Below are 14,733 nucleotides of genomic sequence, written 5' to 3'. Positions count from 1 at the left end.
GGGCGACTCCGGGCGCGAGGCGGCGGGCGATGCCCTGCTCGACGGCGGCGTCAATCCGTGCCGTGGCGGCGGCGTCGAGCGCGGGTGCCCCCCAGGCCTGAGAGCAGGCGGCGAGACAGAGAACGACGAGCAGCGTTGCACCGCGCATGATGTACACCCCACCCTCCGCCCGGCAGATTGAAGCGAAGGCGCCGGGCGATACGACTACAGGTTCGCCGCGCATCCGCCGGAATCCTATCCGATTGCCCTCGATCGTGATTGACACCGAAGCCTCGCGCGTGTACCCTAGAGGGGCTCCGACACTGAACACGGAGGAACGACGCATACCGTTGGACCCGAACATCATGAACTTCGAAATCCACCTTCCATGCCGCCTTCTACCCATCGCGCTGTGCCTGCTGGGGATGCTTGCATCTCAACTGACCGCGCACGGCGATCCGCCCGCCGCCACCAAGCGGGCGAGGTCCCTCACGACGGACGCGGAGGTCGCGCAGATCCGCCGGAACATCGCCGAATACCCGAAGGCGAAGGAGATCGCCGACAAGATCATCAAGGCCGCGGACGAGTGGGTCTCGCGCTCCGACCGGTACATCTGGGACTTCATCCCGACGCCGGAGGTGCCGCGCGCGTTCAACTCCTCCTTCGAGGGGTGCCCCGTTCACGGCATGGAGTACTTCAAGCACGGCAACTACTCATGGATCATGGACCCGTTCGGCAATCCCTGGAAGATCAAGTGTCCCGTGGGCGGAGAGGAGTATCCCTCGAACGACTTCCTCGCCTTCTACAAATCCGGCATGAAGGACCGCAGCCTCCTGACCGGCGACTACGCCGACGACGGATGGGGCTGGCGGAAGGAAGGGGCCGAGAAGAAGCACTGGTTCGTCGCATACTACTGCCACTGGCTCTGGTCGAACTACATCCTCCCCGGCGTGGAGAACCTCTCGTTCGCGTACCTCTACACGGGAGACGAGAAGTACGCGCGGAAGGCGCTCGTCATGCTCGACCGGATTGCGGCGATATACCCGGCGATGGACCACAACAAGCAGTCGAGGTACGCGCAGGAGTTCGCGCCGGCATACAGGGGCAAGATCATCAACATGATCTGGGAGACGGGCACGATCAGCAAACTGACCACGGCCTACGACAACGTCTTCGAGGCCGTCGCGAAGGAGGGCGCATGGGAGGGAAGCGACTCCCCGCTCGCGGGCAGGACCTACGCCGACATCCGCGCCAACATCGAGACCAACCTCCTCCGCGAGGGCGTGCGGTGCATCTACGGCGGAGACATCCGCGGCAACTACGGCATGCACCAGCAGGCGCTCTTGAAGCTTGCGATCGTGCTCCAGGACGATGAGGTGACGAAGCGCGCGGTGGATTACATCCTGAACAACGCCGAGGGAAACACGGGCGTCGAGGGATTCAACTACGCGCTCGACAACTTCATCTTCCGCGAAGGGGTCTCGTTCGAGGTCGCCCCGGGATACTGCCTCGGGTGGTCCTCACACCTGTCGAGCGTCGCGGAACTCCTCCAGCGGCTGGGAGTAGACATCTACTCGCAGCGGAAGTTCAGGCGGATGTACACGGCCTACTTCGACATCCAGGTGCTCGGGATCAACACGCCCGCCATCGGCGACTCGGGCGGGCTCAACCTCCGGGTCTCGAACCCCTCCACCTACATGGCGCGGCTCGGCCTCGACGCCTTCGGCGACCCCATCTTCGCCAAGTTCCTGCTCGACAGGGGAATCTTCGGCGAGAAGACCTTCGGCAACAGCGGAGACCTCCGCTTCCCCGCACTCGACGAGGCAACCCTCCGGCGCAAGGCGTCGGTCGCGGACGGCGGCATCTCCGGGACTCGCAACCTTGGCGGGTACGGTCTCGGCATCCTGGAGCACGGGACGGACAGGGACGGCGTCGGCCTGGCGCTGTACTACGGTCCGGCGGAGGCGGGGCACGCGCACTACGACCGCCTTGCGTTCGAACTGGTCGGCTACGGGAAGAAACTGATCCCCGACTTCGGGTACCCGCAGTTCGCGGCGGAGCACAAGGACCGCCCCGCCTGGGAGACGCACACCCTCAGCCACAACACGGTCTCCGTGGACTCATCACGCCAGACCACGAAGCACAGGGGAGTCCTCAACTTCTTCGCGGAGTCGCCCGACGTGCAGGTGATAGACGTCTCGGCCCCCGACGCGTACTCGAGCGCCCATGAGTACCGTCGGATGATGATGCTCATCGGAGGCGAGTCCGAGGCGCCCTACGTCGTGGACTTCTTCCGAGTCGAGGGAGGCAGGAGCCACGACTACAGCCTGCACGGCTTCGACGGCAAGTTCACCACGCAGGGCATCGGCCTCACCGATGTTCAGACCAAGGGAACCCTCGCGGGCGAGGACGTGCCTTACAGCTACCTCTACGACGACCCGGAGCTCGAGAAGCCCGGAAAGACGCGCTCCTTCCACAGCTACGTCGGTGGAAGCCTCTCGTATCTCTACAACGTCCAGCGCGGGCGGCCGAGCGGCACGTGGAGCGCGACCTGGACCGGCGCTGACTCCGGCATCCACGCGATCTTCCCCAGGCAGGCCATGAACGAGGCGGTCGTCGCCGACGGCAGGCCGCCGAGACGAGCGGATCACCCCGAGAGCCTTAAGTTCGTGCTGCTCCGCAACTCCGGCGAGGACCTCTCGAGCAGTTTCGTGTCCGTCCTCCAGCCGTTCCGGGTCAGAGGCGGCAAGGGCGACGACCCCCTCGCCGTGAGAACCCTGAAGACCGACGCCGAGTCCGGCGGGACGCTTCTGGAGGTCAAGGGGGACGGCGGCACGGATTATGTCTGGGCCGGCGGCAGCACGTCGAGCGAGGTCGAGGCCGCCGGCATCGGCATCGTCGGGAGATGCGCGGTCATCCGCCTCGATGCGGACGGCTCGGTCAAGTCCGTCTTCCTCGGGGACGGCACAAGGATCATGCACGGAATGCTCTCAGTCGAGGCGGAGGCGGGATTCGTCGGCACGGTGGAGTCACTCGACCTGGGTCGGAATGAGATCACGGTCTCCGGCGGTAACGCATCCGGTCTCGCCGAGAAGACGGCGATCTTCCGTCCGGGACCGACCGCCTGCAACTTCCGCATTGACGGCGCGCGTGAGAAGAAGGGCGGGTTGACCCTCTCGCTCGGCGATGACACCACGCGGACCGGCAAGCTCGAGATAACCGGCATTGATGACGACGGGAAGTTCGTCACCACAAGCAACATACTTTACTTCGCGTCCGGCGGACTCTACGAGCATGCGTGGCTGGCGAACGAAGATCACACCGTCTGGCGCAGGGTGGTCGCCGTCGAGAAGGGAGTCGTACGCCTCTCCGGCATGTCGGACCTCAAGGCCGAGTTCACTGACGCGGACGGCGACGGGCGCATCACGGCCTACATCTATGAGATCGGCCCTGGGGAGAAGATCACCGTCCCCGCAGTGACGTGGATCGGACGGGACTCCAAGGGCAAGTGGACGGTGCAGGCAGATTCGGGAGTGGAAGCGTCTCTGCCCGACGGGACGAAGCTCCGAGGGTAATAGGCTCGGATTATGACTACGGCTTATCCGGCAAAAGAGGGAGTGACGTTCCACCGCGGCGGATCACCATCACCGACGCATCGCGCCCCTTGATGTCGAGAGCGAGGCCAAGGGCCTCGTGGGGCGTAGAGGCGTGAAGGAATCCGAGGCGCTCCTTGTGCTCTGCGGAAATCCCCGGCGAGACGAGGATGCCGGCGCTTCCGTTATCTCGGATCACGCGCCCCACCCTAACGAGGTGCGACGCCACGATCTTGTCCGGGATTCGGCCACTCTCGACGAGCGAGATCGTCTCCTGAGACGGACGGTATCCCTCGCTCAATATCAGGCCGTGGGTCCGGGAGACTCCCTCGGGGCACGGGCTGACGAGGATCGCGACACCGTCCTTCTTCAACGCCAGCTCACCCGCGTATAGGGCCTTCGCCGCCTGCCAAAGCTCGATATCCATCGGATACGAGTCTATCAGCAGGACATCGGCCGGCTCGGGGAGCTCGAAGCCGTAGATCCGGCTCGACAGGCGCGCCCCCGCTCGGTGAGCCGCCACGGGATCGCCGACGAAGAGGTCTATGAGCCGCCCGTCGGCGTCACAGACCGCGTTGGCAATCGCAGAGAGGCCCACGTGAGCGGCCACCTGTTCAATACCCTGTCGGATGGGATTGTCCGCGACCCCGAGGATTTCACCACCGGGATAGAGCGCGCTCCGCCAGTGGGTCTCGGCCGTCGTCTCCGCACCGCATATCCCCGGCTGGATGATTTTCCCGCCGCCGCTGAACCCCGCGACCCGATGCGGCACGATCTGCCCGATCCCGAAGATGAAGTCGACGTCCTCGACCAGGCGGTTCACCCTGATCGGGATGCCGGTCTCCGTGGCGCCGAGAGCGACGAGTTGATCTTCGTTCCGCCACTCGTGATTCACGATCCGGTACCGCCGAACGATCTCCTCGCCGAACCTGGTCTCCATCTCTGAGTCGGTCATCGTGCGGTGAGTGCCGAGAGCCACCAGGATAGTCGTCCTGTCAGCGGGCACTCCGGCGGCCTCCAGTTCGGCCATGAGACGATCCAGGATGGGCCGGACAGGCGTGTTGCGCGTGTAGTCGTCGGTGATGACGAGCGCATTGCGGGCATCCGAGGCTGCGCGACGAATCGGCGGACGACCGATCGGATTGTCGAATGCGCGGTGAATCAGCGCCGTCTCCGGTGCGGTCGCTTCGACGCATGGAGGCTCGTAGATGCCGATCAGATTCCTGTACGGCACCTCGAGCGGCGGGATACCCTGGTAGTATGGGAAGTCTATCCGCATTGTTCACTTCGGCCAGTCTTCCAAGCGACTGAAGTCACGGCAACAAAGGCACGAAGTGTCCCTGCGGACACTAGGGGCTCGAGTCCACGGAGGTGGACTTTGTGCACTTGTTGCCGTGGTTTCAGCCGTCCGGGACGGAATCAAGCCCGACCGCCATGCCGGTCCTCGCCGACTCCTGCGCGGCATTCATGACCTGAACCGCCAGGAGACCATCCGCGATCGTGACGGGGACCGGCAAACCATCGGCGACAGACTCGAGGAACGCCAGGTCCTCGGCGCGGAACATATCGTCGCGGTCCGTCGGCATCTCCTCGTGACGCCACTCACCGGTGCGCGACTCATAGACCGATAGCCGGCATCGGTCCCAACTGGCGAACTCGACGATGATCGTTCCCTCCGCGCCCAGCAGCTCGATCTGCCGGCGCCGGACGCGCTGGAAGAAGTCGAGATGCACGTTGGCAACACATCGGTTCTCGAATCGGATGAGCATCTCAACGAGGTCCGGCGACTCCATCCCGACGTCGCTGAACCTACCATCGATCCCGAAGACGCCGAACGGCCTCTGGGCGGCGTACCAGACCGCGAGATCTATGTCGTGCATCAACTCGTAGGCCCCATTGTACTTGGAGATGTACATACTGCGGTAGTTGGGCATCACGTCGGGGATGTACTCGCCCACGGAGGCCCGTACCGAGATCAGCCGGCCGATGCGTCCCTCATCGAGCCACCCCTTTGCCCGGCGAAGCCCCTCGTGGAATCGGAAGCAGTGGCCGACCATGACCGTCCTGCCAAGGTCTCGCGCGAGGGATTCCATCTGGGCGACCCCATCCGTCGAGGTCGAAAGCGGCTTCTCGGCGAAGACGTGCGCCCCGGCCCGCATGGATTGGACTGCCTGCTCGACATGGAGGGCGGTCGGCGAGCAGATGAACACCGTGTCCGGCCTCGAGGCGAGTCCAACTTCCAGCGACGTGAACGTCCGCCGGACGCCGAACTCGTCCCGTGCCTGCGCAAGCAGTTCGGGCGAGAGATCGCACACACGGATGTCACTGAGCCCGATCTCGCCGAGTATCCGCGCGTGCCGCCGCCCGATCGATCCGAAGCCGATCACCAGCGCGCTCAGGTTCTGCCAGTTCGACTTGCTCATGTTCCGTATCTCGAATCGCACCCGCAGCCTGGGGACTCGTCCGCCTCGCACATGCAAGAACTCGACGCCCACGAGGGGCTAGGCTATGGCGTTCTGCGTTCGGATGCTATATCCGTATGACCTCAATCTTCGACGGATCGTTCGTACCGACGCCCCGTGCCGCAGCGGAAGCGAGCGTCTTCTCGACCTTCTGCGCGACGGATTGCATTCCGACTTCCTTGCGACGCGCCTCGATGATCTGGTACGCCTGCAGGTCGGCGGCCACGGGGTCGGTGCCCACCATGAGCGAGTGATAGTCCCACTGCGCCTCGGGACGCCTCTGCGGACCTCCGTCAGCCTGCGGTCTCAGCAGATCGGCGACGATGAGCCGCGTCTTGTCCTTGATCTGCGGGATAGCATTGAGATCCGCGAGGTATGGGTCGCAGCCGTTGCCGTGGTGCTGGCCCGGGTTGTGGAACGAACCGTAATGGTTCTTCAGGGCGCAAGAGAGCCCGGGGCCACCGTGATGCTTGGCCAGCGGCATGTTGATGAGGGCGGTGATCCGGTCAAACACCTTGGAAACCTGGCCGTGGAAGGACCCGTTCTGCACGTCTTTGCCCCAGTCACCGTCGTCCGAGAAGTAGATGACCCCCGGACCGGTCTTGTTGGGCTTGAACCCGCACTTCTCCAAATCCCGGGTAGCGCGGTCCCAGACGATGATGTTGTCCGGCTTGACACCCGCCGATCCAAGCCCCGCGATGACGGCATTGACGAACTCAGGCCTCGTCGATACGGAGGGGCCGAAGAGTCCGTTGATCTTGATTCCGACGACGTCGTCGGGCTTGAAGAGTGACTTCCAGGCGGCGGTGGCGCTCTTCGAGGTCAGTTTGGCCATCGCCTGAGCGAGCACCCGCTCGATCTCCTTCTGGTTGACGGCGTCACCATCTAGCATCGCAGTGCTCTTCGCGATGACCACTCTGGTCCTGGGCGTCGCAATGCTCTCCGCGGCTTCGGCCAAGCCCGGCAAGCCGGCGATGAGCGTGCCGCCGATCGCGGCCTGCTTCAGGAACTCTCTGCGCGTTGTCTTCGTCATTCGTGTGTTTCTCCTTACACTCCCCAGGTCCGGTGGGACACATGGGACCGATGGGATATATGCGATCGTCTTACCAGGCGGTCAACCCGCCGTCTATCGCAAGATTCTGGCCAGTGCAGTAGCTCGACGCATCCGAGGCGAAGAAGACGGCCGCTCCCTTCAGCTCTTTGCCGTCCTCTCCCATCCGCCGCATCGGGATCGTCTCGCTGAACGCCTTCACGAAGGCCTCCGGCTGGTTGCGCCAGAAGCCGCCGGGACTGATGCAGTTCACGCGGATGTTGTACGGCGCAAGGTAGCACGCCATGTCGCGCGTGAGATTGATCACTCCGCCCTTGGCCGCCGAGTAGTCCATGGTGACGCCGCCCATCGGCGTCCCATCGTAGACGCGGCGGTCCTTACCGATCATCCCGGCGATCGAGCCGATGTTGATGATCGAGCCAGTCCGCGCCTCCATCATATACTTGCCGACAACGTGCTTCGTGCAGAGAAACACGCCGGTCAGATTGACGTCGATAGTGTGCTGCCAGTTCTCGCGGGAACGCTTCTCTAGAGGGGCGTTCTCGGGGGTGCTGATGACGTTCCCCGCGTTATTGATCAGAACGTCAATACGCCCGAACTCGGCGAGGCAGGCAGCGACCGCAGCCTCGATCTCCGGTTCCGACTTCACGTCGAGTTGCACCGGGAGCACCCGACGTTCGGTCGCCCGGCCGATTCTCTCTGCCGACTCCAAGGCGTCCTCGATCTTGCGCGATGTGATGCAGACATCCGCGCCCGCCTCCGCGAGCGCGAGCGCCATGTCGAAGCCGAGGTTGCGCGCGCCGCCGGTTATGAACCCCACCCTGCCGGTGAGGTCGAAAAGCTGCTGGATTGTGGGGAAGCCCATGTTGTTCTCCATTCGTCGGACGAGTCGGACAGATCAGACCAATCGGACGCTAACCCACTTGGCCCGGATCGCAATCCCTGAGCCACTCATCAGTTAGATATCGCCCGAGCAGGAAATGTTTACGATCTGTAAGGAAGAGAATGCGCTCAGCATCGTATTGCATCAGACTCGCGCAGCTCGCAGGCTGACTCTGACAGAATCAGTCACCGCACTGCGTCACTCATCGCTCACGGGCGGAATGCATACACCTGACGACTCAATTCGCCTGTAACAGGTAGGGCTCATAGATGGCACGTTCCGCGTCCGTTGTCTCGCCACCCGACAGCGCATACTGGTTGGGCGAACGATCGCAGCTTACCGGGGACTCCTTCATCGCGCGCTCGCGGCGATGCAGGCGTTCAGACATCAACTGCTCGAAGGTTTGCCCATCGTCCCACAGTCTCCGGTGCAGTTCCCATGCGACGGGTACCCCTTCGGAACTGCCCGCAAGATTCTCGGACTCGCCCGGATCGTTCAGCATGTCGAAGAGCACCGGCCGGTACTCGGGGAACTCGACGTACTTCCACCTCATGGTACGGATCATACGAAACGTCATCTCCGAGCGCGCGATATGTTCGCACCTTGCGAACTCTTTTCGACGCTCTCGAACGAGGCTCTCCCCGTCCAGTCCATAAGGATGAGGGAGGCCTGCGAGGTCGCAGAGCGTTGGGAACAGGTCAAGCAGTTCCACGATGTCCGACACAGATTCCCGTACCGCCATCGGCGCCCCTGTGCGTATCAGGAGTGGAACAGCCGCCGATCCATCGTAGTAAGAGCGCTTCCACCAGAGGCCGTGCTCACCCATCATGTCGCCATGGTCGGATGTGTATACGATGATGGTGTTGTCAAGCAATCCGTCGCGGCGGAGGCCCTCGAGCAGATCGCCGATACACTCGTCGAGAAAGCTGAGTGAGGCATAGTAGGCGGCGAGGCACTTCCTGCGCTCATCAGCACTGAACTGCGTCAGACGGTAGTCCTCTATGATGAAGCGGTCGTGTGGATGGACGGAGTCAGGGAATCCTGAAGGCAACGGCGGTAGTTCCGGCCCACGAGGCCAGAACCGTTCGAAGTGACGCGACGGCGCGGTGACCGGATGGTGGGGCCGCGCGTACGAGGCGCACACGAACCAGGGTTGGTCGGAGCGAGCTTCGCCGTGGGCTCGGATGAAGGAGAGCGCTTCGCGGGTGACGACCGACTCCTGCATGATCTCTTCGGGTAGCTCCGAAACGCCGGCGAACGGAAAGTGCCCTATGTCGTGGCGCGTCCACGCCTGGTCTCCGGCCGAGGCTACCGGATCGGGCTGATGGCCGCAGAAGCAGTTCGGGACGAGATCGCCGTATGGACGGTGCATGAAGCCGTTCATGGGATGATCGCCACCGACGTGCATCTTCCCTACTCCGCAGGTGGTGTAACCATGCCTTTCAAAGTGCCCCGGCATCGTCAGGCAATCGTTCGGGATCGGGGCATAGTTGAAAGTACCGCCGACATCGTGCGGCAGCCGGCCGGTCCACATGCCAATGCGTGAGGGCGTGCACAGTGGAAACTGACAGTAGGCATTGTCGAACACGATGGATTCCGCGGCAAGGCGATCCAGATTTGGCGTGATGGCAGCCGAATCGCCGGCGAAACCGGCGATCCGTCGGTTATGTTGATCTGACATGAGAAAGAGTACGTTAGGTCTCTTCGCCAACTCGCCCACTGCACATCTCAACGCTCAATGCGCCTACTCCCCAGGGAACCCCTCGTTGCGAAGGCGTCTCCCGATATCCCGGAGAAGCTCGTCGTGGAGCGGATGAATGCTCCCGTCGGCCCGAGGGCCGGTGTTCAGCAGCAGGTTCGCTCTGCGCTCGCGGGCATTTCGGATGATCTGCCACACCTGTTCCGCTGTCTTGCTCTGCTGGACCTGCTCTGCCGAGTAGCCCCAGACCTTGTCCGGGAAAAGAGTCGCGCAGATCTCGATCGGCTTGTCCGACTGCTCCACGGCCTTGTATTCCGGGGCGCGGAAATCCTCCGTGCCTGTGACGCCCTCCTTGTAGGAGATCAGACACTGCGGCTGGAGTTCACGGACAATCGCGTAAAGTTCCTCCAGTCTGAACTTCGAGGAATCGCCCGACACAGGCACCCCTCGACCATCGAACCATATCCCCGCGACGGGCCCGTACTGCGTAAGGAGTTCTGCGATCTGAGCCTTCACGAAGTCCACGTACTTCCCCAGGTCGTGGTCATTTCCGTACGCATATGACGGTTCAGGCGGATCATACTGCGGGCGAGGCGCGCCTTTCCACTCGTCATTGTTCGGCGCGTGAGGGTGCTTCCAGTCTCGCCCGTGGGAGTAGTAGAAGAACAGCCCGAGACCCTTCTCCCGACATGACTCGGCCAGTTCGGCGATAAGATCGCGCTTCGCGGGCGAGTTGAGGCTGTTGAAGGGGGTCTGCTTCGTCTCAAAAAGGCAGAATGACTCGTGATGGCGAGTGGTGATGTTGAGGTACCTCATCCCGGCGGCAAGTGCGAGATCCGTGATGTAGTCCGAGTCGAAGCTATCGGCCGTGAACTCGGACATCAGCTTCGCATACTCCGCAACGGGAATCTTTAGGAGATACTGGTCCCACTCATGGCGCTCCGCGAGCGAGTAAAGGCCATAGTGGATGAAGAGGCCGTACTTCGCGTCCTGAAACCATGACAGCGCCGCGCCTAGCGGGTCTTTCGCGTAGAGTCCATCGTATCCCTTGAGGTATGAAGGTATCAGGGCCGCCATTCGCATCCCCATCAGCTACCAAACCAAATCATGTGCGCCGATCCAGCGGTGGTCCTGGAACGGCTTGTTGTGTATTCCGAGCCAGATATCAGCCAGATCGCTCTCGGCCTTGAGCAGCGCAATGAGGGCGTATCCCGAGGCTCGCATGTTCACGCACGTACGCCCCCACCTCCTTCGCTCTACGCCTTCGTAGACGCCCTGGAATCCGCCGTCGATGCATGGATCGCCGGTCTCCAGGTACTGCATATCCAATAGCGCCGCCAGCGTCCTGTCCGCGGCACGGATCAGCCCATCGTCGTTCAGCAACGTACCGTAGTCGCGGAAGATCATCTCCGTCACCGGAACAGCGGAAGGAATCTTGCCGCCCTCGTAGGCGCCATCCTCGTCCTGATGCTTCGCCAGCCAGTGCGCGAAGAGAGACGCCTTCTGCATATAAGAGGGATCTCCAAAGAGCCGGCTCGCCGCGATCATCATTGCCGCGCCGAAGTCGTCGTTGTAGGCATGCTGAGGAAGCGTCGTCTGGCCCGGTTCCGGCGATGTGACCCTGTTGGTGAACGGATCCCTGTCGAGATTGAGACTACCGTCGTCGTTGATGAAGTCGTCACGGTAGATTCGGGCGATCGGTTGGAGTCCTTTCTCGACATACTTCGCGTCGCCAGAGAGCATGAACAGATCGTAAAGGAACAGACCCGCTCCCGACTGGAACGAGCCTCTGCTGTAGAAGTTGTCCAGGCCCGTATCCATGTAGATCGCGTAGAGCGGCCAGCCGTTGTACATCCCACGCCCGACCAGCCAGTCGCCGAAAAACCTTGCTCGATCGAGGTAGAGCTGGTTGCCGGTCGCATCTGCGAGCCACACAAGTCCCCAAGCGGCGGAGGTAGCGTCCCTCGGCGCGAACTCGATTGACTGCGGGGTGAGTTCCCGGATCGCGCCGAAGTACTCATTGTGACGATCCATCACCTGGAGCGACATGATGTACCGCCCGGCGAGTTCAGCCCTTCGAAGGTACTCATCGTTCCCCGTGCGTTTCCAGAGGGCGCAGAGGGTCGTCGCAATGTGCCCGCACATCCAGTTACCGGTCAGCACTCGCTCGCCGGTGTGCATATCGTAGCTTCGGATTCCTCGACCGCGGTTTGCATCCTGCCGGTCGGTGATCTGGTTGCGGATGATCCATTCGCCGCATCGGACCGCGCGGTCCAGTAGACTATCTGGTGTCATTGGTTTGCCTCACGACACGACCGATCCACGAGGAAATGAGAGGGGATCGCAGCTATTCCTGACTAGGCCACTGGGGTTCGAGGTTGCGGGCCTTGAAGGCATACAGCTTCGCATCCCTCAGGTAGAACCTCAGGCGGACAGTCCGGCCGAATCGCATGAAGTTCCCCCTGTCGAAGAAGCGCGTCGGATCAGCCTTGAAGTTCACGACGGCTCGGGTATGATCACCCGTGATCGGCACGCAATCGGCCCTGGTACATCCCTCGATGGGATTCCCGTCGAGATCTGTCACCTCAGTCAGCACTTCCCCCTCTGATGCGTCAACATTCAGAAGAAACCACGATGCACCGGTCGGCTTGAACGGCAGGGAGGTGATGACGCCCTCCTTACCCGAGGCCTCCCAGCAGACGAAGCCATCACGCCGAAGCGTGCCTGTTCCGAGCGCGGCATAGCCCGCCTGGTAATGCGGCGTATTCTTCCCGGCGTACCAGAAACGAATCTTGTCACCTTCGGGATGCGGAATGTTGTTCGTCAGCGCAACGTGCTTCGAGTCCCAACTTCCCTCCGGGCCGCGCACCAGGATCGGCCGGCGATCTCCTACTCTCTGCCACTGATGTAGATCCCGACTCAATACAAGCTGCTCCTCGAGCGTCATGTCATCGGTACGCATAACGAGGAGCTGCCCGAGGTACGCGTGACCGTACGGGATTATATACATAAGATACAGTTGCGTATCTTCCGAGTCCTGCTCGTCGGCTTCAAGAACAGTCTCCATCGCGGTCCAGTGAATCAGGTCCCTGCTCCGGCTGAGTGCGATGTGCCGTTTCCAAGGACGACCCCAGCGCTTGCAGAGCCTCCCATGTTGATGCGAGCGCGATGTAAGCACGTACCCCTTTCCCGCCGGATCGGCCGAGAGCGAATGGCAGTCGCCGTCGAGCGGGAGAACCGGCGGGAACTGCGCGCGCCAGTCCACGCCGTTCGGACTGAAGCACATCGTGATGCCCTTGGGATAGATCGGATCGTCGTACTGAGTGTAAAGAGTGGCGGCGTATCTGTCCTCTGAATCGGGCGCGCTGTAAGGTATTACGTTCCACGCCTGCTCGGCAAGTACAGAGGTATCGGGCGTTGCCTGTTGGGCGAAGCGGATGATGTTGTTCTCAAGCGAGCCGTTGTGCATCACGCGGCGCAGGGGGAACTTCTCCCACTCAAGGCCGTCTGTGCTGATCGCCAGGCAGCAAGACGACCCCTGGTCGGCGAAAGGCGGCAGGTTTTGACGGTTTACGGTGCGGTCGTAGGCGTTGTACCAGCATCGGAAGACATCATCCTCCGGGTCGCGCAGGACGACACCATAGAATGGATCCTGCAACGAGGTCACTCTGCCGTCCGAACCGAAGCCTTCCCAGGGCTCGGAGGGGACGATCACCGGCTCGGGGCGCTTCTCGATGGGGCAGAGCCTACGCACGGCATTATCGCTCTGATCGATCAGTTGCTCGTCGGCCAGGATGAACAGATCCTGCTCCGACCAGGTGTGCGCACAGCTCAACATGTTATGCTCCTCCGTCCACTGCCGCAGGGTCTCCGCTATAATAGCTTCACCGCGGCGCGCCGTCAAGCATCAGGGCACACTGCAGATCAGCGCCCACGCCTTGCCGGCAATACGCGTCAGGACCAGAATCAGTTCGCGAGAGCCTCCTACCTTCATCCGACGCTCGACCTCCTCCGGATCGAAAGGCACCCCTCGCTTCTTCACGATGACCTTTCCCGCGTCCAAGTCACGCAGGCGCCGGTTCACGACCTTCGGACTGAACGGCATGCTGTCAAGAATCTCGTACACATCCACGAACGGACTCGCAACGAGTTCATTCGTCGAGAGATACGCGATCTGCTCCGAAAGCCTCCATGCACCGACTTCCCCAGCAAGTTGTTCCACGAAGTGAGCCCTCACGATACCCGCGTCGGGCTCAAGGAGGTATCTTCCCGGTCTCCGCACCGGAACAAGACCTACCTCCTCCCGGGTCATGGATATGCCATGCGGGAGCAAGGTCGCGCGGCGGTCGGCGGTGCTGAGCCCCCCCAGCCAAACGACGGCTTCCTTGCACTCGCCACTCTCCGAGATGAACTCGATCTCGCCGCCCAGGGACTGAAGTTCCTCGTCCGGGGTCGCGGGCGAGAGCTTGATGGCACAGTCGGGAATATCGCGAGCCAGTCGCCGGATGGACTCGAGAGGCGGGTTGAGATCGGCGATATGACGAGACCTCCGGCCGCCTGCTCTACGAGAAGGATCGGCAAACACAGCATCAGTCTCGAGGTCCAGATCGGTAATATCGGCATGGATGAACCGAACTCGATCCGCCAGGCCGTAGACCTGCAGGTTTCGCTCGGCCATCGCCAGTCGCACGGGATCCCGGTCAACTGCGATCACCGGCCCGCGCGAAGCGAGGCCGACTGTATCGCCACCGATACCGCACCCGACATCCAGTACAGTCGCACCCGCTGAAAAGCGATCAGCGCGGTAGCGAGAGATAGCCTCCCCCGACGACTGCTCCAACGCCTCTCGGACGAAGAACATCTCCTCTGCACGGGAGAACTTCCGTGCACCGCGACGCCGAAGATCGAGCATCTCGAGCGCGGCGGACGAAACTTCCGGCGGATACTGCTTTCGAAGGGCGGAAAGCTTCGTGAGGAGATCGCCTGTGAGAGACCCGGCGCATCTGAGAAGCTCGTCACCGGCAGGGCTGAGTAGAAACTGCGCAGTTGCAGGGTCGATCGCCATG

General features: G+C 62.3%; 11 protein-coding genes. 1 reads left to right on the top strand and 10 read right to left on the bottom strand.

Annotated features, from left to right (window positions below; all coding sequences use genetic code 11):
- Window positions 1-265 (bottom strand): hypothetical protein (locus KBC96_02510; protein ID MBP6963258.1); only part of this gene is annotated, 265 nt, incomplete at its 3' end.
- Window positions 266-329: 64 nt separating this feature from the next.
- Between KBC96_02510 and KBC96_02505 the strand changes: the two genes are divergently transcribed.
- A complete protein-coding gene (locus KBC96_02505) occupies window positions 330-3,554 on the top strand; it encodes a heparinase II/III family protein (GenBank protein MBP6963257.1) in 3,225 nt (1,074 codons plus the stop codon).
- A gap of 16 nt (window positions 3,555-3,570) precedes the next feature.
- Here KBC96_02505 and larA read toward each other — a convergent pair whose 3' ends face one another.
- The 9 genes from larA to KBC96_02460 all read right to left on the bottom strand — a co-directional run bounded on the left by larA (window position 3,571) and on the right by KBC96_02460 (window position 14,732).
- Window positions 3,571-4,851 carry a nickel-dependent lactate racemase gene (larA, locus tag KBC96_02500; GenBank protein MBP6963256.1) on the bottom strand — a complete coding sequence of 427 codons (1,281 nt, stop codon included), beginning with the start codon at window positions 4,849-4,851 and terminating at the stop codon, window positions 3,571-3,573.
- Window positions 4,852-4,972: 121 nt separating this feature from the next.
- Window positions 4,973-5,995 carry a Gfo/Idh/MocA family oxidoreductase gene (locus KBC96_02495; protein MBP6963255.1) on the bottom strand — a complete coding sequence of 341 codons (1,023 nt, stop codon included), beginning with the start codon at window positions 5,993-5,995 and terminating at the stop codon, window positions 4,973-4,975.
- A gap of 106 nt (window positions 5,996-6,101) precedes the next feature.
- A complete protein-coding gene (locus KBC96_02490) occupies window positions 6,102-7,067 on the bottom strand; it encodes a DUF362 domain-containing protein (GenBank protein MBP6963254.1) in 966 nt (321 codons plus the stop codon).
- Window positions 7,068-7,137: 70 nt separating this feature from the next.
- Window positions 7,138-7,950, bottom strand: coding sequence for an SDR family oxidoreductase (locus tag KBC96_02485; GenBank protein ID MBP6963253.1), 813 nt, complete (start codon window positions 7,948-7,950; stop codon window positions 7,138-7,140).
- 256 nt (window positions 7,951-8,206) lie between these two features.
- Window positions 8,207-9,649: a sulfatase-like hydrolase/transferase gene (locus KBC96_02480; GenBank protein MBP6963252.1), complete on the bottom strand. Its 1,443-nt coding sequence runs from the start codon at window positions 9,647-9,649 to the stop codon at window positions 8,207-8,209.
- Between the two features lie 63 nt (window positions 9,650-9,712).
- On the bottom strand, window positions 9,713-10,756 hold the full coding sequence (locus KBC96_02475) for an alpha-L-fucosidase (GenBank protein MBP6963251.1): 1,044 nt from the start codon (window positions 10,754-10,756) through the stop codon (window positions 9,713-9,715).
- Window positions 10,757-10,759: 3 nt separating this feature from the next.
- Complete coding sequence (locus tag KBC96_02470) at window positions 10,760-11,962, bottom strand: hypothetical protein (GenBank protein ID MBP6963250.1); 1,203 nt, start codon at window positions 11,960-11,962, stop codon at window positions 10,760-10,762.
- A gap of 52 nt (window positions 11,963-12,014) precedes the next feature.
- The gene (locus KBC96_02465; GenBank protein ID MBP6963249.1) at window positions 12,015-13,505 is read right to left on the bottom strand and encodes a hypothetical protein; all 1,491 of its coding nucleotides are present in this window, start codon (window positions 13,503-13,505) and stop codon (window positions 12,015-12,017) included.
- Window positions 13,506-13,574: 69 nt separating this feature from the next.
- Entirely contained in the window at window positions 13,575-14,732 is a 1,158-nt protein-coding gene (locus KBC96_02460) for a methyltransferase domain-containing protein (protein ID MBP6963248.1), read from the bottom strand.
- Window position 14,733: the final 1 nt, after the last annotated feature.

The organism is Armatimonadota bacterium, assembly GCA_017993055.1.
Lineage (GTDB): Bacteria > Armatimonadota > UBA5829 > DTJY01 > DTJY01 > JAGONM01.
This window is presented reverse-complemented; position numbering and strand designations above follow the sequence as displayed.